This window comes from uncultured Campylobacter sp. (assembly GCF_905372745.1).
In the GTDB taxonomy this organism is placed as follows: Bacteria; Campylobacterota; Campylobacteria; order Campylobacterales; family Campylobacteraceae; genus Campylobacter_A.
Genome location: NZ_CAJPQR010000008.1, coordinates 39561 through 59051, shown reverse-complemented (window position 1 = coordinate 59051; position 19491 = coordinate 39561). Strand labels below are relative to the sequence as shown.

The window sequence follows — 19491 nt, the reverse complement described above, 5'->3', positions numbered from 1 at the left end:
AATATAAAAATTAAAGTAAAGTAAAATTTAGTCTAGCCAGAGCGTAATCTCGTAAAAATCATCAAAAGGAAACGATATTTAAACCGCTCTTGGCGCGTCTAAAGTCGCGGCTTTAGCTTTAATCCTTGATAAATACGAGCGCTATCAGCGCAAAATCCGCGGTCTAAAACTAAATTTACACACGGCATAAGATTGATAAAATCAAGCGCACAGCGAGATTTTATTTTTACGCGAGCGCAAAGGATATTTGCGCTCAAATTTAAATTTTCGCTTTTGCTCAAATTTAGCGCGCGAATTTCGTAAAGCAAATTTAGCCCAAAATTCAAAGCTCGCCTTGTTCCTCGTATCAATTTAGCGATTTAAAATCGCAAACCGATATTTATTTTGCGTGCAGCTCTTTTGCGTATTTTGATTTTTCCAGATTTTCGATTAGCTTTTGCGTGCGCATATCTCTAGCCTCTGGCACTAGATGAAACCACGTGTCGTGCAGAAATTTACGCGGAAAATAGCTATCTTTATAATCCCCTATCATCTCAAAGCCGTTATCTTCGATGAGCTTTTTTACGTCTTTTAAAAATTTTTGATTATCCGCGGCGTGCGGGTCGTTTGGATCGTAGCAATCATCACCCGCGACGGCCGGATAGGTAAAGATAAATTTAATACCCTTTTCTTGCTCCAGCTTTTTCATAAATTTTAAATTTCGCCTAAAAATATCGTTTATGCCGATCTTGCTACCCGAAAAATCGGTGAAAAATATATACTGCTGGCAGGGCATCTGGGTGTCTCTTGCTTCTTCTACTTTGCCGACGTATTGATAATCTCCGCGCTCGCCGTTTTTAAAATTGGGCGAAAAATCGTGCACGGCTTGCGGCCAACGATGGATAAAGTTGTTAAAATTTATCTTAAACGCCGCCCTATCCCTATAGTCTCTGGTTACGGCGTTCATAAAGGCTTGCGGCGGGATTTGCGAGATAGTTTTTAGCTTTTCTAAAAACGGCAAATAGTCGTAAAAATGATGTAGCTCGAAAAAAATCCCATAGTAATAAGTATCGGGCGGCACGTCGCCGATATAGTAGCGATACTCCAAAGGCAGGATAAAAATATCGCCTTTATGGGCGAATTTAGCCGCGCGGTATAGCCTATGAAGCAGCGGATAGCCGCCGTGATCGCCTAAATTTATCGTTAGCTTGCCAAAGTGCTTTTCAAGCATCAAAGAGTTTATGCCGTGGTATGAGTTTGAGCCGCTTTCTACGATGATGCGGTTTTGATCGGTAGTGTTTGTTATGAGATAGTTTTTGTATGCGTAGTGATGAGCCGACGAAACTCTGATAAGAAACATCGCAAACGCCACATAAGCTCCGATCAAAGCGAGCGTCAAAATAGGAAGCGCGATAAGGAAAATTTTATATTTTTTCAAATTTAATCCTAAAAGTTAAAATACAAAAACGGAGACTCCTGCGCGCCGGAGCTAAAAACAAAAGCCAAAGCAAGCAAAAATGCCGTAAACAGCGCGGCAAGAAAGCCAAATTTTGCTCTAGCGGCCATTTCGTTCGAGTTTCGCCCGAAAACCGTAACCAAAAGCGTGATGCCTATGATTGCACAAAACGTACCCATGGCTATTTGCGGCGTTTCTAGGAAATTTATTTGATTAAATCCTAAAGAATTGCTTATATACTCTAAATAGTTAAAATTTATCTTAACCGAGCTGAAATCAAACATGCCTTTTAGCACCTTCATCGCGCTATCTAGGTCTCTAGCGCGGAAAAATATCCAAGTGATATTTATAAAGTTAAACGTTATAAACCAGGCTAGAAATTTATTCATCGGGCGAAAATGCGCGCCGTAAAATCTACAAATCATCATAGCAAACCCGTGCAGCGCGCCCCAGATAATAAACATCCAGCCCGCTCCGTGCCAGAGTCCACCTAGCAAAAATACGGCAAAAACGTTAGCGTAAGTGCGGTATTCGCCTCTGCGGTTGCCGCCTAGCGGGATATAGATATAATCGCGTAAAAATCTAGAAAGCGTCATATGCCATCTGTGCCAAAAGTCTTGGATGTTTAGCGCTTTGTAAGGGGAGTTGAAATTTAACGGCAGGATAATGTTAAACATATATGAAATGCCGATGGCCATATCGGTGTAACCGCTAAAGTCGAAATACAGCTGAAACGTATAACTAATGCTCGTGATCCACGCCTCGCTCATACTAAGCGTAGGGTAAACGTCAAATCCGTGAATAGCAAATCTAGCGAAAAAATCTGCCACTACGACCTTTTTAAAAAGTCCGATCGAGAACAAAAAAAGCCCGATGCTTAAATTTTTATAGTTTATGCGCTTTAAGCGTAAATTCGCAAACTGCGGCATCATCTCGGCGTGGTGGATGATAGGACCGGCTAAAAGATGCGGGAAATACGTAACGAAAAGCGCGTAGCGAAGGAAGCTGGGTTCTTTTACTTTTTCATGATAGCAATCCACTAAAAACGCTATTTGCGTAAAGGTAAAAAAGCTGATGCCAAGAGGCAAAATAACGTGATGCAGCGGCACGTCTGCGCCGAAAATTCCGTTAAAATTTTCTATCAAAAAGTCGGTGTATTTGTAGTAGGCCAGCAAGGCTAAATTTGCCGCGACGCCCGCCCATAAAATAAGCTTTTTGCGGGAAGGGTGATTGCAAAGCAGATGACCGACGTAGAAGTTAAACGTGATCGAACATAAAATAAGCGGAATATAAATAAAATTCCAATATCCGTAAAAAAATAGCGAAGCGACGGTGAGCCATAAAATGCTTAGTTGGATTAGCTTAAATTTATTTAATATAAAATAGACGCTAAAAGTAATCGGCAAGAAAAAAACGATGAATGCAAATGAATTAAAAAGCATCTCACTCCTTGTTTAAAAAAGAGTTTAAATATACTCAAATTTGATTTAAATTAAGCTTTTTAATCCTAAATTTGATAAAATCGCTCAAATTTCACCAAAAGGATCAAATTTGAGAAGCGACATCATCAAAAAAGGCTATACGCGCGCGCCGCACAGAAGCTTGCTAAGAGCGACGGGGCTAAAGGACGAGGACTTTGAAAAGCCGTTTATCGGCGTGGCAAATAGCTTCATCGAGATCATCCCGGGGCACTTTTTCCTCAACAAATACTCCGAAATTTTAAAAGACGAGATCCGCAAAAACGGCTGCGTGCCGTTTGAGTTTAACTGTATCGGCGTGGACGACGGCATCGCGATGGGGCATACTGGGATGCTTTATAGCCTGCCTAGCCGCGAGCTGATCGCAAACTCGATCGAAACCGTGATGAACGCTCATGCCCTAGACGCTCTAGTTTGCATGCCAAACTGCGATAAAATCGTGCCAGGCATGGTGATGGGCGCGCTTCGCGTGAACGTGCCGACGGTTTTTGTTAGCGGCGGCCCGATGAAAAAGGGCTACACCAAAAAAGGCGAGCCGATCGACCTGTCTACGGCGTTTGAGGCGGTGGGTAAATTTGAAACCAAAGAGATCAGCGCCGAGGAGCTAAAAGAGATCGAGTGCAAAGCCTGTCCAAGCGGCGGCAGCTGCTCGGGGATGTTTACGGCCAACTCGATGAATACGCTGTGCGAAGCGATGGGTATCGCGCTAAAAGGCAACGGCACGGTGCCGGCGCTAACTCCTGAGCGCGAGGAGCTTATCAGGCAGGCTGGACGCCGTATCTGCCAGATAGCGCTCGATGAAAAATACAAAATACGCAACATCGTGAACGAAAAATCGATCCAAAACGCCCTAGTCGTCGATATGGCGATGGGCGGCAGCAGCAACACCGTGCTGCATATCCTGGCTATCGCGCGCGAAGCGGGAGTAAATTTACAGATCGCGGGGCTTAACGACATCAGCCGCAAGATCGCCCACATCGCCAAAATCAGCCCTAGCCTGCCAAATATCCACATGGAGGATATCGACCGCGCGGGCGGGCTAAGCGCCGTGATAAACGAAATTTCACGCCGCGACAACGGACTGCTGGACTTAGGCGCGCCGACCGTCACGGGCGAAAGCCTAGGCGAGCGCGTCGGAGCAAGCGTCATAAAAGACGAAGAGGTCATCCATAAGGTCGAAAACGCCTATTCGGACGTGGGCGGACTGGCGATTTTGTTTGGAAATTTAGCCGAGCAGGGCTGCGTCATAAAAACCGCGGGCATCATCGGCGAGCGTAAATTTAGTGGCAAGGCCGTGTGCTTTAACAGCCAAGACGAGGCGATAGAGGGCATCTCAAAGGGCAAAGTCGGCAAAGGCGACGTGGTCGTCATCCGCTACGAAGGGCCGCGCGGGGGTCCCGGTATGCAGGAAATGCTAAGCCCTACAAGCCTAATCATGGGGCGAGGTCTCGGCGCGGACGTAGCTCTCATCACGGACGGCAGATTTAGCGGCGCTACGAGAGGGCTAAGTATCGGACACGTGAGTCCCGAAGCTGCCGAGGGCGGCATGATCGGATTGCTACAAGACGGCGATATCATCGACATCGACGTGGATACGTACGCGATCAATGTGCGCCTAAGCGAGACTGAGATAGCCGAACGCAGGGCTAAATTTAAGCCGCTTGAAAAACCGCTGCCGTATCGCTGGCTGCGGATGTATCGCAAGCTGGTAACGAACGCTAGTAACGGAGCAATTTTGGAGGCGTAAGCCAATAGTAGATTTGAGATAGATAAATTTTTAATAAACACAAAAGCCTTATATTTCTTAATATACGGCTTTTGCAATCTATGAAAATTTAAGATCTTCTTAAAATAATTTTTATCAAGAGTGCTGAAATAAGAATGAAAAAGCCTAGAATCGGCGTGATAATAGCTTCATCTTCAAATAGAAATGATTTACTTTTTTCACGCTCATTATATTCTGTTTTTAATCAAAAACAAAGCCCCGATCATATCCTTATCGTCGACGATAATCAAAATGAATCCGCAAGCAAAGACATAGAGCGGAGAATTTTAGAACTAAAAAATAACAAAATTTATTACATAAAAAACTCACGAACCCCGCATATGAGTGGAACGGGGGCTTGGAATTCCGGGATTAAATGGTATGAAAAAATTTTTACCGAAGATGATTATATAGCGATTTTAGATGACGATGATAGCTGGCACAAAGAGTATATTAGCAGTTGCTATAATGCGATTAGATCATCGTCCAAAAACCCTGATGCCGTCTTTGCCTTTATAAAGCGAAGCGATTGTGATACCTGTAGTTCTTTTGAAGTGGAAGATATAAACATTAGTAGCTTTTTAAAAGGCAACCCCGGTATTCAAGGTAGCAATATGTTTTTTCGTTTCGGTGCTTTAAGAAGTATAGGCGGCTTTGACGAAACGCTTGCAAGTTGTACGGATAGGGACTTAATGATTCGCTTTTTACACAACTATTCTAATAAAAATATAAAAATTATCCCAAAAGTACTTATCGATCACTTTGTTTCAAAAGATAGTGTTACGTCAAATTTTACTACTAAAACAGATGGTTTAAATAGCTTTCATATAAAATATATCAGGCTCTACTCTCAAGACTTGCTTGATCAAGCTTTACAAAGAGCTAAAAGGCTTTTTGGTTATCAAGAGTCCGATAATATTAAAAAAGTTTTTAATCTTGTTCACAAATATTCAAAAACGGAAAAGATAGTGATTGGAGTTGCAGTCCATAATAATAAAAATACTTTACGTCGCTGTTTGGAGTCGATTCTTGCGCAAAAGGACGCAAAACGCGATGTTTGGATTTTGATAATGGATGATAATTCCGGTGACGGTTGGAAAAACAGCGTTAGCGATATCCTTAGAAACGAAAAAGTAATAGTTGTAGGTACGAAAAATTATCACGCAGCCAAAACGAGAAATGATATAAATCGATATATAAAAACTCTTTTTGAAAATGTAGCTTTTATAGGACGACTAGATGCCGATGATGAATATGCGGATCAAACGGTTCTTTCAAAGATAGAGCATATATTTAATGAAAGAGAGTTTGATGTTGCGGTGGCGGGAAACTATCTTAGGCTTGATGGAAAAATTATTGATCGAGTTAATATAGCAACGCCAAAGCTAGCCGATATGACATATCTTTTAAATCGTTTGAAGCAGATGAGCGAAGGTGTCTCCGAGGCGGAGCTTCCGTCTTGCAATGTTTTTATGACGCCAAATAGTCTACAAGATTATCCCGAAATTTCAAGCGCAGAAGATCATTTTTTACTTGTGCGACTTTTGCTCAATGATAAAAATTTAAAAATAGAATTTGCCGAGGATATTTTACTTACGATCTATAATCTAAGCGGAAACAAAACGGCAGATAATAAACAAACAGAAAAGTACTTAAACGCAAGGGAACAACTATACGAGGAAGCGATGTGGCTATGCAAGATGAAGCAAGAAAATTAAAAGCTAAAGATATTTTGGACGACATGGGAATAAAAGAGGCTCATTATCTCGGACAAGGCTTTGAGGGCGTCGTATTTCACGATAGCTCATACGTATATAAAGTAATCATGCCATTTTTTAAAGGTAAAAATAAATGGAATACCTATAGGCATCTAACCTTTTTCTTTGAAAAAGAGGATTTTAAGTCATTCTATTATCTTGAAGAGGTGATAGAATATAAAAACGTATTTATTCAAAAATATAAATATGAACCGTCCGTTTTGGTAGATAAATTTACGCAAAAAGATGTTGTTTTGTTTTTAACTGAGTGCTGGCAAAAAAAGATTATAGTTCAGGATTGCAAAAAAGAGAATTTTGTTCGAGTAGGCGAAAATTTAAAATTAGTCGATATGGACGCTAGCGTATATTATAGCGATAATCTATTTTTAAATGCATGCATTAGAATGTATCTATTTTTGCATGAGCAGGATAATCCGCAATTAAAAAAACTGCAAAGAAGCGCGGTTAATAATTTTGACCTGCCCCAACTAGAAGGTGCGCGTGAATTTATAAACGAAGTTTTTTCTAGTATAATATTTGCAGAGTCGAAAACGGCATTTCAAGATATGCAAATAAATAAATTTTCAAATTTAGAGTATGAAATTTATAATGCAAAAACGCTCCCGCATCTTGAGGACTTATTTTTTTCAAAAATAAAAGAAAATTTCTATCTTTGCGATATTCAAATTTCGGATATTATTTTAAATGAAAATAATGATTTTGAACCGCAGTCGATCGCTGTCGGCTATAAAAGTTTGTTGCCATTGAAAGAGAAGATTTCTCTACTCATAAAAACATGCGCGCAAGATGTTCAGACGATAGAAGCCAACATTAAACACATCGTTAGGCAGCTTTCTTATCCAAACGGTTTTTACGAGGTCGTAGTTTCTATCGACACAAAGCAGAGCGATTTTGCTAGGCAATTTACAGATAATGCCGACTTTAAAAAACTTATAGATATTGTGGAAAATTTGCGTCAAAAACGTATTATTGATAGATTTGTGATTTATGATGCCGATGAAACAACTAGGATAAACAAAGAATGGTTTAATGTCGAGACTGGCCAAACGCATTCCGCGACAAATATCCCCATAAGCTCGCAGCTTTACGCCTTTGAGAAATGCAAGGGAGATTATGTTTTGCAGATGGACAGTGATGTGCTTATCGGTAGGCTAGATATTAATCACTCATTTTTAACCGATATGATAAGCGAAATTCAAAAAAATAAAAGTGTCTTGTTTGTCGGTTTTAATATCTATAACCGACAAACCAAGACTTATTTTGGTTTTGAAAATGGCGGTTTTGTACCGGAAGTTAGAATGGGGCTTTTTGATAAAAGTCGACTTTTTGGCGTTAGGCCTCTGCCAAATGCGATTGATGAAAATTTAAAATTACAACTTACTTGGTACCGTTCATTAGAAAAGCTGCAAAAAGATAGCGGTTTTTGCTCTATAAGAGGCGGAGATAGGCGTAGCTATTACATTCATCCGCAAAACTACCGAAAAACAAATGCTTATAGTTGGATGAATATTTTAGATAGGGTAGAGCAGGGTTATATCCCAAATTTACAGTTTGGCGAGTTTGATTGTAACGGCTCATTTTATGACTGGTGCATGCCAAAGCGCAGCGAAAAGATGATAGTGCTCTCTTGTTTTAGGGACTTGAATATTCATAAATTTTTACGTATGTGGTTTTCTTTGATTAGCCAAACGTTTCAAGAATTCGGAGTTATTTTTTATGATGATTGCTCAAATTCCGGTATTTCGATATTTGTCGAGCAAATCATCAAACCATATAAAAATAAGGTGACTTTTATTAAAGGTCGCACTTTGCAAACAAAAATGCAGTGCGAGTATCTGGCGATTCATCATTATTGCGACAATCCAGAATCAATCATCGTATGCGTCGACACCGATGATGCTCTAATAGGCAAAGAAGCTCTTTTTGATATTTATAAAAAGTATGATATGTGGGGCGTAGATATGACTTGCGGTCGCGTTCATCAAACATATAGGCTTGAGCCGCACTACCGCTATCCGGTAAATTTTATGGAGCCGCGAAAAACCGGCGGCAACGTATGGCAACATCTAAAAACATTTAAAAAATATCTTTTTGACTCGATTCCGCTTTCGTATTTTATGTACGAGGATAAAGAAGCAAGGCTAAGTAAGCGAAAATGGATAGAAAAATGCGATGACTACGCCATGATGGTTCCTATTGTCGAAATGAGTTCATCACCGTTGCAGATGGATTTTATTAACTACTATTACGAGCGTGATTATGACAAGAAAGATGCAAATAGGGAAATTAAAGAGCAGTCTATAAAAGAGATTCTTGAAAAACCGCAGCTATCACCAAAAGACGTAGTCAAAGGGCAAAAAAGATTTCTTCCAAATTTGGATATGATTGAAATCGACATAACATTTGAGTGTAATTTGAAATGCAAAGGGTGCAATAGATCCTGCGGGCACGCACCTTCATCTGAGAGCATGACGATTGATGACATAAGGCGTTTTATTAATGAGAGTAAAATTTTGGGTAAAAAATGGAAAGTTATTAACATTTTGGGCGGTGAGCCTACTTTGCATAAAGATTTTTCGCGTATTGTCGAAATTTTACAAAGAGAGTATGCGGATAGTTTTTATCCTGATGTTATTATTCAGGTTGTTTCAAACGGCTTTACAAAACAAACAAAAGAGCTTTGCAAGCAGGCAGAGCTATTTAAGAACGTTAGGATCGATTATGGTTCGTTTAAAACTAAAAATTTAGTTGATTACTTTACGCCTTTTAATGATGCCCCAATCGACGATATAAATTTTAAAGATGCGGATTACTCTGCAGCGTGCTGGGTTGCTTCTTATTGCGGTATAGGCTTAAATAAAAACGGTTATTACGGTTGCTCTGTTTGCGGTAGTATTGATAGGGTTTTGAGAGGTGACAAGGGAGTAAAAAGTCTAAAAGAAGCAACAATCGAAAAGCTACAAGAGCATTTTAAGGAGTTTTGTAAATATTGCGGAAATTTTAAAGATTATGCGCCAAACCGCGGCGACTTTATTCCTAGATGCGAAAAGGCACCATTTAAAGAGAAAATTTCCTCCTCATGGGAACGAATATACAATGAGTATAAGAAATAGCATGAGTAAAACAATCTTGATTACCGGAGGGGCCGGCTTTATCGGGTCGCATTTATGTGCAAGGTTTGTCAAGGAGCGTCATAATGTACTGTGTGTCGATAATTTTAGTACTGGAGCTAGAGCCAATATAGCTCATCTAAAAAATTATCCAAATTTTACTCTTATCGAGCATGATATTACCGAGCCTATCGACTATTGCATCGATGAAATTTATAATCTAGCATGTCCGGCTTCGCCGGTAAAATATCAAGCAGATCCCGTAAAGACTATTGAGACTTGCGTATTTGGCACGGCAAATTGCTTGCATCTTGCAAAAAAATACGGAGCAAAAATGTTGCAAGCTTCAACGAGTGAAGTATACGGCGACCCAAAGCAGCATCCGCAAAAAGAGGATTACTGGGGGAATGTAAATCCTATCGGCATTAGGGCTTGCTATGATGAAGGAAAAAGGGCTGCCGAAGCCTTATGTGGTAGCTATAAACGGCAATACGACGTCGACGTAAAAATTGCGCGCCTTTTTAACTGTTACGGTCCCAATATGGCCGAAAATGATGGACGAGTAATTAGTAACTTTATAGTGCAATCTCTTAAAAATAGAGATATAACGATATTTGGCAGCGGAGCGCAAACAAGAAGCTTTTGCTATATTGATGATGCAATAGATGCGCTTGCGGCACTTGTAAATACCGACAAAGATATAATGGGCCCAGTTAATATCGGCAATCCGGAGGAATATAGCATAAAAGAGATAGCATACATGATCTCTTCTTTGACAAATTTAAAATCATCCATCATACACAAAGAGCTCCCGTCCGATGATCCCAAAAGAAGAAAGCCGGATATTACTCTCGCAAAAGAGTTGCTTGGCTGGAGTCCCAAAATAGGTATTAAAGACGGACTGGAGCGCACAATAGCATATTTTAAAAATTTGAATTTGCGCCAATTAGATCAATCGGATTGACTTCGCTTGCGTCAAACTGATTAGATTTGTGCTATCAAATATTCTTTTAAAATTTGATTTTACAGGTCGTAATCTTTTTGTTATCCATTGTGAGCCAAGTAAATTTGCGGATATTTTACAAAAGCTATAATCGGTAAATTTGATCAAATATATTTTCTCAAATTTACTTCGCCAGCTCAAAAATCTCTTTGATATTTTCCTTTGTGTAGAGCTTGTCTTTGCGCCGGTTCGCCGTGTAGTCGTAGGCTAAATTTACTACCTCATCTAGCGTTTCGCCCTCTATGCCGACGGCTTTTAGGCTAACGGGACGCCGATTTTATTAAGCCGCGCCTTAAAGGCGGCGATACCCTCGCCCGCTAAGTCCGCACAAATCTACCCGCTATTACGTTGATAAAATTGATAATCTAGCGTGCACTAAAAAGTTAATACAAAAATACGGCAAGCTTCAACTAGCAAAGTGACCTGCAGCGGAACCCAAAAAAAGAGAACAACTAGGGAACGTAGTCGGCGCTAGAGTCCTTTGCTATGGCGAGTAAAAAAGTGGTAGCTTAGGCTTCCTGCGCCGCTTATAAGCGGTAACGTAAAAATCGTGCGACCGCACCGCAGCTGCCGGAAGAGTAAAAAGTCCAGTCGCCTTATATTTATTCGAGGTAAAAAATCTTTAAAAACTTTGGCTTATTTTAAACTAAATTTAAAAACATCCTCGAAAAAGCAAAATCAGGCGGTAGATGCCAGCCGAAAATCACGGTAAAAGATATAAATGAAAAACAAAAAAGATGGTTATAGATTTTATATTTTAGATAAAAATATCGCAGATTAATCTAGCTACATTTTAATTTTATTTAATAATATTTTAGCTACAATTCTTTCTTCTTAGCGTCAAGTTTGACGATCACGTTTTAGGATACTTAGATGACTACCTCATAGATACGCGTTTAATCTCAAATTTTAGTCTCGCGGAGCGAGGAAATTAATACAAAGAAAATTTATGTTTAAAGAATTTAGAACGAAATATCTAACGAATTTCTGGAACGTCGGGCAGGCGATGATTATCCTAGCCATCGTCGCGACCGTATATTTTGGGATTTTTGGCGGCGGATGGGCGGTGACTGGCGAGATGACGCGCTGGGGAGGCGAGTTTTTGGAACTTTTCGGGATGGATCTTAGCGGCTACTCCTACTACAAGATCACGAACCTTGACGGTAGCCCGCTCACGCGCTTTGAGGGACTTATGCTAATAGGCATGTTCGTGGGCGCCACGATCGCGGCCTTTATGGCAAATAAGGTCAAATTTCGCCTACCCGCAAGCAAAATTCGCGTTTTTCAAGCTATCGTCGGCGGCTTGCTTTCGGGATTTGGCGCGCGCCTGGCCTTTGGCTGCAACTTGCTTGATTTTTTCACCGGACTGCCGTATTTTTCGCTGCATACGTGGCTTTTTGCCGTGTTTATGGTGCTTGGCATCTACGTCGCCGTCAAGGTCGGCAAGCTCCCTATCTTTATGCCTAAAACCGAGCTTAAAAACTTCGGCCCAAAAGGCAAAGGTACGACGCACGACAAAGGCCGCGCCGACCGAAATTTCGCTATCGGCGTGATTATCGCGATTTTAGCGATTATCTGGTTTGCGTATCTTTTGATGCAGGCGCCGGCGCTAGATCTAAAAGTCAAAGCCAGCATCTTGCCGCTTGGACTGCTTTTCGGGCTGATTTTCGGCTTTATCATCTCAAAGGGCCAAATTTGCTTTACTTCGTGCTTTCGCGACCTGTTTTTATTCGGCAGGGATGTTGCAACCAAGGGCGCGTTTTACGGCATGATAATCGCTACGCTCATCGTTTTCGTGCTGATGCTAAACGGCTACGTCGGCAAAGTTACGAATTTCTCGCCGGCTGTTGCGATCGGAGCGTTTTTGTTCGGCTTTGGTATCGTATTTGCGGGCGGCTGCGAGTGCGGCTGGACGTATAGAGCCACCGAGGGGCAGCTGCACTTTATGATCGTGGGCGTCGCAAACGTCGTAGGAACCATGGTGTTAGCCCTTAGCTACGACGCGATACCCGCGTGGATCAAAGACGGCCCCAAAATCCAGCTTTTAGAGGTATTCGGTCCGCTGGGCGGCTTAGCGGTAAATTTATGTTTATTCGTTTCGGCGCTACTGCTGGTGTTTATCTACAAACGAAATTTCTTCGCCAAAGGAGGCTACTAAGATGCATGAAGACGATTTTGAAATAAGCTATACGCTCGACATCCTAGGCGAGGCTTGCCCGATGCCCGCCGTCGCGACGCTAGAAATCCTGCCGAAAATGAAAAGCGGCGAGGTGTTAGAAGTGCTTTGCGACTGCCCGCAGGCGATAAACTCGATCCCTTACGACGCGAGAAACAGGGGCTTTGAGGTGCTTAAAATCGAGCAAGACGGCCCGACGCTTAGATTTATCATCAAAAAGCCTTAATTTAAATTTCGGCGCGGCGCAGGACTTTGACGCGCCCTGCTCTATTTTACTACGGCGGGCGGGTAAATTTGCCGCTTGCAAAGTAAATTTTGCTCGCTCGGCCGCGTTTTGCTTATCTTGCGCGCTTAAATTTGTGATTCGTGCGACGTTTTGCGCTGCCGCTTTCGTCATATCGAAAATTTAGCCGCCGCACGCACATTTCGTATTTTTACGCTTAAATTTGCAGCACGGCAAAACTCGGAGCAAATTTAAAGCGCGAAATTTGAAACCTCAAATTTCCCAATTTATCTCGCGACGGTTAAATTTAAATCGGTGCATAAGCCTTAAATTTTATTATCTTGCTAGCGCTAAATTTAGCCGTAAATTTACTTCGCAAGCTCAAAAATCTCTTTGATATTTTCCTTCGTGTAGAGCTTGTCTTTGCGCCAGTTTACTGCGTAGTCGTAGGCTAAATTTATGACCTCGTCTAGCGTTTCGCCCTCTATGCCGACGGCTTTTAGGCTAACCGGAGCGCCGATTTTGCTAAGCCACGTTTTAAATGCGGCGATGCCTTCGTCAGCTGAGTTTACGCCGAAAATTTCCCGCGCAAAACGCTCGAAAGCACCCAAATTTCGGCTCTTATACCACTTCATCCACGCAGGCATTACGACTGCCAGACCCGCTCCGTGCGCGCAGTTTACGACCGCGCTCATGGCGTGCTCGAGCATGTGGTTGGGGTAGGAGTAGCCGTGCGTACCGACGTATGTTAGGCCGTTTAGCGCCATCGTCGCCGCCCAGGCAAACTCGGCTCTGGCGTCGTAGTCGTCGGGATCAGCTAGTAAAATTTCGGTCGTTTTCATCACGGTTTTGATATTGGCTTCGATGTAGAGGTTGATGACGCTAGGCTGAACGCTTGCGGTGAAGTACCCCTCGATGCTGTGCGCGATGATATCGGCGGCGGAGTAGACTAGGTACTCGCGGCTAACGCTAGCTTGTAGCTGCGGATTTACGACCGAAACTAGCGGATATAGGACGTCGCCGTGGATGGAGAATTTTTGCTTCGTAGCTTCGTTTGTCACGACCGCGCCCGAGTTCATCTCGCTGCCCGTCGCCGCAAGGGTTATGACGTCAAAAATTTTTAGCGCGCGGCTTGGGTTTTTACCCGTGAAAAAATCCCACACGTCGCCCTCGTGTAGCGCGCCTGCAGCGATGGCTTTGGCGCTATCTAGACAGGAGCCTCCGCCTACGCTTAGTACGCTGTCGGCGTTAAATTTCCTAGCTAGTTCGATACCTTCGTAAACTTTGCTTAGCACGGGGTTGCTAACTACGCCGCCAAGCTCTATAAACTCTATGCCGTTTTCTTTTAGGCTCGCTGCGACCGTGTCAAAGAGTCCGTCTTTTTTGATGCGTTCGCTACCGTAGATCAGTAGGGTTTTTTTAGCGTCAAATTCGCGCATATAAAGCCCGATGTTTCGCTCTTTATCTCTGCCGAATTGTATTTTAGTGGGGTTGTGAAAAGTGAAGTCAAACATCTCGTTCTCCTTAAAATTTTAGCCTCATTATAGCGACAAAAGCTAAAATTTAAGTAGAACGAGATTTACGGATTAGCGCTTATTCGCGTAAATTTCCAAAGTATTTGTCGTCGTTTTTCTCGACGTGCTTGATGTTAAAATGGACGAATTTATATCCGCCAAAAAGCGCCAAAACCCAAAGAAAAAGAAAAACTATCGCTTCTATCATTTTTATCCTTAATATGCGTGATGATCGTGCTTGATCTCGTCCGCGGTGATCTTTTTGCTGTCCATCGCGCGCCAAACGACGAAAATATAACCTAAAACAAACGGCACTAGTAGGCTCACGTAGGCCATGACGTTTAGCGTGTAGTGACTGGAGCTTGCGTTTTTGATCGTTAGCGAGCTTTGCAAATTTGAAAACGACGGATAAAACGCTGTGTCCGCAAGGCCTGATATCAAAAATAGTCCCGTAACAGTTAGCACTACGCCCACGCCGTAAGGCACTACGCCGTAGATGCTTGTCGTAAACGCGCCTTTAAATATACCAAAAAGCACGAGTCCGACGCCTATAACTATCATCGCAGCCACAAGCGGCATCTGGAGTAAATTTAGAGCGTATTTAAAGCCCACTAGGCTTACTACGCCGCTCTCGTCGTAGGCAAAACCGGCTTTGGTAAATATCCAAGCGATGAAGATTAAAAAGAACGGCAAAAACAAAATAGTATTTTTTAGCGCCGCTTTTCTGGCATTGGCTCTTATCTCCGCATCGTCGATGTTGTTGATGAGGTAGAGCGCTCCGCCCACGCGAGAGAGAAAAAATACCGCGATGCCTAGCGGATAGAGCATGATGTTGCCTAGAGCCTCAAGTCCGCGAAACGGCGTTTGCCACTGCACGAAGTTGTGCTCGTTTAGTAAAAAGTCGCTACCCGAAAAAAACGTGCTAACTGCCATGCCGATTAAAATAACGCCTAGAGAGCCGTTAATAAAAAGGAAAATTTCATAGGTTTTTTGGCCCAGGAAGTTGTCCGGTTTTTTGCGGTATTCGTAGCTCACGGCTTGAAGAATAAAGCAAAACAAAATCGCCAACCATACCCAGTACGCGCCGCCGAAGCTCGTCGCGTAAAACAGCGGAAACGCCGCAAAGCACGCACCGCCAAACATTACGAGCGTGGTAAAAGTAAGCTCCCATTTGCGCCCGATAGAATTTATCACCATGTCCTTTTGAAGCTCGTTTTTACAAAGCCCAAAAAGCAGCGTCTGTCCGCCCTGAACAAACATCATAAACACTAGCAAACCGCCTAGCAAGCTAACTACGCACCACCAGTAAATTTGTAAAAATTCTAAACTAAGCATGGTTTTCAAATCCTATTTTTATCTGTTTTAGCATGATTTTTATCTCGGCTATCAAAAGCGCCGTAAATAAAACGGCAAATAGCCAGAACGAAATTTTGACGTTGGTGTCGGCTAAATTCGTCGCTCCCACGCCCACGGTCATGAGGTCTTGCACGACCCACGGCTGACGCCCGACTTCGGCCACTATCCAGCCAGCCTCGATCGCCACTAGTCCTAGCGGGATACTAAATACGCACGCCCACAGCAGCTTTTTGAAATTTTCGATATCGTTTGCCATCGTAAGATACGTAACGACCAAAAATAAAGCCAAAAAGTAAGTACCAAGAGCCACCATCAAGTGAAAGCTATAAAACGTAATGCCTACCGGCGGTACGGCGCTTTCCGGGGATTTTAGGTAGCCGTAGCCTAGAAATTTCATATTTTGAGCCAGAGTTTGCTCGGCTTGCTCCATCGCGGCTTTATCACCCGATTTTTTAGCGGCGTTGTAGCTAGCTAGCGCGCTAACGGCTAGCGAGCCTTTAGCCATCTTGCTTGCGACGCTCTCTATATTTTGCGCTTCGTTGCCGTAGACTAGATCCTCGATGCCCGGAGTAAAGCTATCAAATTTTCTAGTAGCCATGATTCCAAGCGCGTAAGGCACTTTTAGTTCGAGTAAAAACGCGTCCTTGCCGTCGCCATGTTTTTTAGACGGATCTAGCACGCCCATCGCGACTAGGCCGGCGTTTTGTTCGCCTTTATAAAGGCCTTCCATCGCGGCTAGTTTCATCGGCTGGGTGCGCGCGACCTGATATGCGCTCTCATCGCCGCTAAACATCAAAAACAGCGACGTCGCAAGCCCGAAGCTTGCCGCTACGACGATTGATTTTTTAGCCATGATTAGATGACGTCCTTTTAGGATAAACCACGCCGAAATTCCTATTACGAAAAGCGCGCTAGCGACGTAGCCGCTAGTTACAGTGTGTAAAAATTTGATTATGCCGACGGGGCTAAGTGCTACTTCAAAGAAATTTTCCATTTCCATTCTAGCCGTCGCGGGGTTAAATTTCATACCCACCGGATACTGCATCCAGCCGTTTGCGATGAGGATCCAAAGCGCGCTCAAATTTGAACCGATAGCCACGAGCCAGGTCGAGATGAGGTGAAATTTCTTGCTAACCTTATCCCAGCCGAAAAACATAACGGCAAAAAACGTCGCCTCCATAAAAAACGCGAGCAAGCCCTCGATAGCTAGCGGCGCGCCGAAGATGTCGCCGACAAACCAGCTGTAGTTCGCCCAGTTGGTGCCGAACTCAAATTCCATTATGATACCGGTAGCTACGCCGATAGCGAAGTTTATACCGAAGAGTTTGAGCCAAAATTTGGTGATTTTTAGCCACTGCTCGTTGCCGGTTTTGACGTAGATGCTCTCCATAATGGCAATGATAAAACTAAGTCCCAGCGTGAGCGGAACAAACAAAAAGTGGTAAATCGCGGTGAGCGCAAACTGCGCGCGCGACCAATCGACCGAAGCGATTTCAGACATTTTATTCCTTTGTCAAATTTGAGATTACGAAGTCGGCTTTAGCCTCGTCGCTCTCAAATTTCGAATTTAAACTTTCATCAAAGATAAATACTTTTAAAATCCCGAACATTATAAGCAGCTTGATGGCTATGACGAGCCACAGGCTCTTTCCGAGTTTCATATTTCTAAAGCCGTCGATATACAAAGACGAGATGTTTTTGAGATATTTTTTAATCATAGCTTAATATACTACAGAAATTTAACTTAAAACATTATTTTAAAGTTTCCGTTTTATAAATTTTTTTCTTTAGCTATCAAGCGTTTATAAATTTTAAATAAGGTATAATCGCGCAAAAAATTAAAAGGCGCGATATGCAAAAAAATTCAAATGAAACAAAGTATATTTTTATCACCGGCGGCGTGCTAAGCTCGCTAGGTAAGGGCATTGCGGCGGCTTCTATCGCCACGCTTCTTAAAAATACCGGCTTAAAAGTAAGCATGCTAAAAGCAGATCCCTACATCAACGTGGATCCCGGAACCATGAGTCCGCTCGAGCACGGCGAGGTTTTCGTCACCGACGACGGCGCAGAGACGGATCTGGATCTGGGGCACTACGAGAGATTTTTAGACGAGAGCCTAAGCCAAGATAACAACTTCACGACCGGCCGCGTTTATAGCTCCGTCATCGAAAAAGAGCGCAGAGGCGACTATCTGGGCAAAACGATCCAGGTTATCCCGCACATCGTGGGCGAGATCGTGGGTCGCATCAAAAAGGCGGGCGAGGGTCGCGACATACTGATCGTTGAAATCGGCGGCACGGTAGGCGACATCGAGGGCTTGCCGTTTTTAGAGGCTATCCGCGCCCTTCGCATCGAGGTCGGCCGCAAACGCGCGATGAATATCCACCTAACTCTCGTTCCGTTTATCAAAGTCGCGGGTGAGCTAAAAACCAAACCGACTCAGCACAGCGTCGGCGAGCTGCGCCGTATCGGCATTAGCCCAGATATGATAATCTGCCGCGCCGAGCAGCCGCTAAACCGCGAGCTAAAAGATAAAATAGCCGCCAGCTGCGGCGTAGAGCGCAACTGCGTCATCGAGAGTATAGATTCGGCCAGCATCTATCAGGTGCCGCTTGCGTTTTATAACCAAGATATTTTGACCCCGATCGCCGAAATTTTAAATTTGGGCGAACTAAAGCTTGATATGCGCAACTGGGACAGCCTAGTTAAGCGCATCATTGCGCCGACGAAAGAAACCACGATAGCATTCGTTGGTAAATACGTCGATCTAAAAGAGAGCTACAAGAGCCTGACCGAGAGTATAATTCACGCTGGTGCGAGCCTTGATGCGAGGGTAAATTTAAAGTGGATAGATAGCGAGAAAATCGAGCCTTCAAACGTCGATGAGCTACTAAAAGACGTGGGCGGCGTGCTTGTCGCCGGGGGTTTTGGCGAGCGCGGCGTGAGCGGCAAGATCGAGGCGATCAAATACGCCCGCGAAAAGGGCGTGCCGTATCTTGGTATCTGCCTAGGCATGCAGCTAGCGCTCATCGAGTTTGCCCGCAACGTGCTAAAGCTCGAGGACGCAAATTCGGTCGAATTTAAGCCCGAGTGCGTAAATCCTATCATCTATCTCATCGATAGTTTCATCGACGCGCACGGCCAGACGCAGATCCGCACGCACCAAAGCCCGGTCGGCGGCACGATGAGGCTTGGCGCATACACCTGCGATGTGAAGCCGGGCTCGCTACTAAGTCAAATCTACGGCGGAGCCAAAAGCGTCAAAGAACGCCACCGCCACCGCTACGAGGCAAATCCGAAATACAGAGCCGAATTTGAAGCAAACGGCCTGATAGTTAGCGGCGAGAGCGACGGGCTGATCGAGGCCGTCGAGCTTAGCTCGCCTTTGACTGGCGCTAAAAACTCGCATCCGTGGTTTGTCGGCGTGCAGTTTCATCCAGAATTTACCAGCCGTCTAACGAATCCAAATCCCGTAGTTTTGGGTTTTATCAAAGCTAGCCTAGAAAAATCGAAATAATCAAATTTAGAGCCGCTCGGCTCTAAATTTCTTTCCTTTAAATTTAAAAATTTACGCCGCATTTATTATTTTAAAACGTTAAATTTGTAAAGAGTATCAATTCTGTAAAGCTCTTAAACCCGAATCAGACCCGTAA

General features: G+C 43.4%; 15 protein-coding genes. 7 read left to right on the top strand and 8 right to left on the bottom strand.

What is annotated here, in order from left to right; translation table 11 throughout:
• Window positions 1-98: 98 nt before the first annotated feature.
• The 3 genes from QZ157_RS03760 to QZ157_RS03750 are packed head-to-tail and all read right to left on the bottom strand — an operon-like array spanning window position 99 to window position 2877.
• On the bottom strand, window positions 99-326 hold the full coding sequence (locus QZ157_RS03760; protein WP_295141988.1) for a hypothetical protein: 228 nt from the start codon (window positions 324-326) through the stop codon (window positions 99-101).
• A 53-nt stretch (window positions 327-379) separates the two neighbouring features.
• The gene (locus tag QZ157_RS03755) at window positions 380-1417 is read right to left on the bottom strand and encodes a hypothetical protein (RefSeq protein ID WP_295141986.1); all 1038 of its coding nucleotides are present in this window, start codon (window positions 1415-1417) and stop codon (window positions 380-382) included.
• 8 nt (window positions 1418-1425) lie between these two features.
• Entirely contained in the window at window positions 1426-2877 is a 1452-nt protein-coding gene (locus QZ157_RS03750) for an MBOAT family O-acyltransferase (protein WP_295141983.1), read from the bottom strand.
• A 109-nt stretch (window positions 2878-2986) separates the two neighbouring features.
• On the opposite strand from QZ157_RS03750, the gene ilvD reads away from it, so the two are divergent.
• The 6 genes from ilvD (at window position 2987) to yedF (ending at window position 12971) form a co-directional block, all read left to right on the top strand.
• Window positions 2987-4660, top strand: coding sequence for a dihydroxy-acid dehydratase (gene ilvD, locus QZ157_RS03745; protein WP_295141980.1), 1674 nt, complete (start codon window positions 2987-2989; stop codon window positions 4658-4660).
• A gap of 134 nt (window positions 4661-4794) precedes the next feature.
• Window positions 4795-6396, top strand: coding sequence for a glycosyltransferase family A protein (locus QZ157_RS03740; protein WP_295141977.1), 1602 nt, complete (start codon window positions 4795-4797; stop codon window positions 6394-6396).
• Window positions 6372-9569: a radical SAM protein gene (locus tag QZ157_RS03735; protein ID WP_295142052.1), complete on the top strand. Its 3198-nt coding sequence runs from the start codon at window positions 6372-6374 to the stop codon at window positions 9567-9569. Before QZ157_RS03740 ends, QZ157_RS03735 begins: the two co-directional genes overlap by 25 nt.
• Window position 9570: 1 nt before the next feature.
• Window positions 9571-10530, top strand: a complete 960-nt coding sequence (locus tag QZ157_RS03730) for a UDP-glucuronic acid decarboxylase family protein (protein ID WP_295141974.1) — start codon at window positions 9571-9573, stop codon at window positions 10528-10530.
• Window positions 10531-11518: 988 nt separating this feature from the next.
• Complete coding sequence (yedE, locus tag QZ157_RS03725; protein WP_295141971.1) at window positions 11519-12727, top strand: selenium metabolism membrane protein YedE/FdhT; 1209 nt, start codon at window positions 11519-11521, stop codon at window positions 12725-12727.
• A gap of 1 nt (window position 12728) precedes the next feature.
• A complete protein-coding gene (yedF, locus tag QZ157_RS03720) occupies window positions 12729-12971 on the top strand; it encodes a sulfurtransferase-like selenium metabolism protein YedF (RefSeq protein ID WP_004323059.1) in 243 nt (80 codons plus the stop codon).
• A gap of 365 nt (window positions 12972-13336) precedes the next feature.
• On the opposite strand, the gene QZ157_RS03715 is transcribed toward yedF, so the two are convergent.
• The 5 genes from QZ157_RS03715 to QZ157_RS03695 all read right to left on the bottom strand — a co-directional run bounded on the left by QZ157_RS03715 (window position 13337) and on the right by QZ157_RS03695 (window position 17556).
• Window positions 13337-14482 (bottom strand): iron-containing alcohol dehydrogenase, encoded by a 1146-nt coding sequence (locus tag QZ157_RS03715; protein ID WP_295141965.1) that lies wholly within the window; start codon window positions 14480-14482, stop codon window positions 13337-13339.
• A 79-nt stretch (window positions 14483-14561) separates the two neighbouring features.
• Entirely contained in the window at window positions 14562-14690 is a 129-nt protein-coding gene (locus QZ157_RS03710; protein WP_002943393.1) for a hypothetical protein, read from the bottom strand.
• An 8-nt stretch (window positions 14691-14698) separates the two neighbouring features.
• On the bottom strand, window positions 14699-15826 hold the full coding sequence (locus tag QZ157_RS03705; RefSeq protein WP_295141960.1) for a cytochrome d ubiquinol oxidase subunit II: 1128 nt from the start codon (window positions 15824-15826) through the stop codon (window positions 14699-14701).
• Complete coding sequence (locus QZ157_RS03700; protein ID WP_295141957.1) at window positions 15810-17339, bottom strand: cytochrome ubiquinol oxidase subunit I; 1530 nt, start codon at window positions 17337-17339, stop codon at window positions 15810-15812. The genes QZ157_RS03705 and QZ157_RS03700 overlap by 17 nt, the downstream gene beginning before the upstream one ends.
• Before the next feature lies 1 nt (window position 17340).
• Window positions 17341-17556, bottom strand: coding sequence for a DUF4492 domain-containing protein (locus QZ157_RS03695; RefSeq protein WP_295141954.1), 216 nt, complete (start codon window positions 17554-17556; stop codon window positions 17341-17343).
• Between the two features lie 134 nt (window positions 17557-17690).
• Between QZ157_RS03695 and QZ157_RS03690 the strand changes: the two genes are divergently transcribed.
• Window positions 17691-19355: a CTP synthase gene (locus QZ157_RS03690; RefSeq protein ID WP_295141951.1), complete on the top strand. Its 1665-nt coding sequence runs from the start codon at window positions 17691-17693 to the stop codon at window positions 19353-19355.
• The last annotated feature ends 136 nt before the right edge of the window (window positions 19356-19491 follow it).

Bases quoted from the DNA above. Each gene is read 5' to 3' on its own strand.
- QZ157_RS03735 (WP_295142052.1), top strand. From the start codon at position 6,372: ATGCAAGATGAAGCAAGAAAATTAAAAGCTAAAGATATTTTGGACGAC.
- yedF (WP_004323059.1), top strand. From the start codon at position 12,729: ATGCATGAAGACGATTTTGAAATAAGCTATACGCTCGACATCCTAGGC.
- yedE (WP_295141971.1), top strand. From the start codon at position 11,519: ATGTTTAAAGAATTTAGAACGAAATATCTAACGAATTTCTGGAACGTC.
- QZ157_RS03710 (WP_002943393.1), bottom strand. From the start codon at position 14,690: ATGATAGAAGCGATAGTTTTTCTTTTTCTTTGGGTTTTGGCGCTTTTT.
- QZ157_RS03730 (WP_295141974.1), top strand. From the start codon at position 9,571: ATGAGTAAAACAATCTTGATTACCGGAGGGGCCGGCTTTATCGGGTCG.
- QZ157_RS03700 (WP_295141957.1), bottom strand. From the start codon at position 17,339: ATGTCTGAAATCGCTTCGGTCGATTGGTCGCGCGCGCAGTTTGCGCTC.
- QZ157_RS03740 (WP_295141977.1), top strand. From the start codon at position 4,795: ATGAAAAAGCCTAGAATCGGCGTGATAATAGCTTCATCTTCAAATAGA.
- QZ157_RS03695 (WP_295141954.1), bottom strand. From the start codon at position 17,556: ATGATTAAAAAATATCTCAAAAACATCTCGTCTTTGTATATCGACGGC.
- QZ157_RS03750 (WP_295141983.1), bottom strand. From the start codon at position 2,877: ATGCTTTTTAATTCATTTGCATTCATCGTTTTTTTCTTGCCGATTACT.
- QZ157_RS03690 (WP_295141951.1), top strand. From the start codon at position 17,691: ATGCAAAAAAATTCAAATGAAACAAAGTATATTTTTATCACCGGCGGC.
- QZ157_RS03715 (WP_295141965.1), bottom strand. From the start codon at position 14,482: ATGTTTGACTTCACTTTTCACAACCCCACTAAAATACAATTCGGCAGA.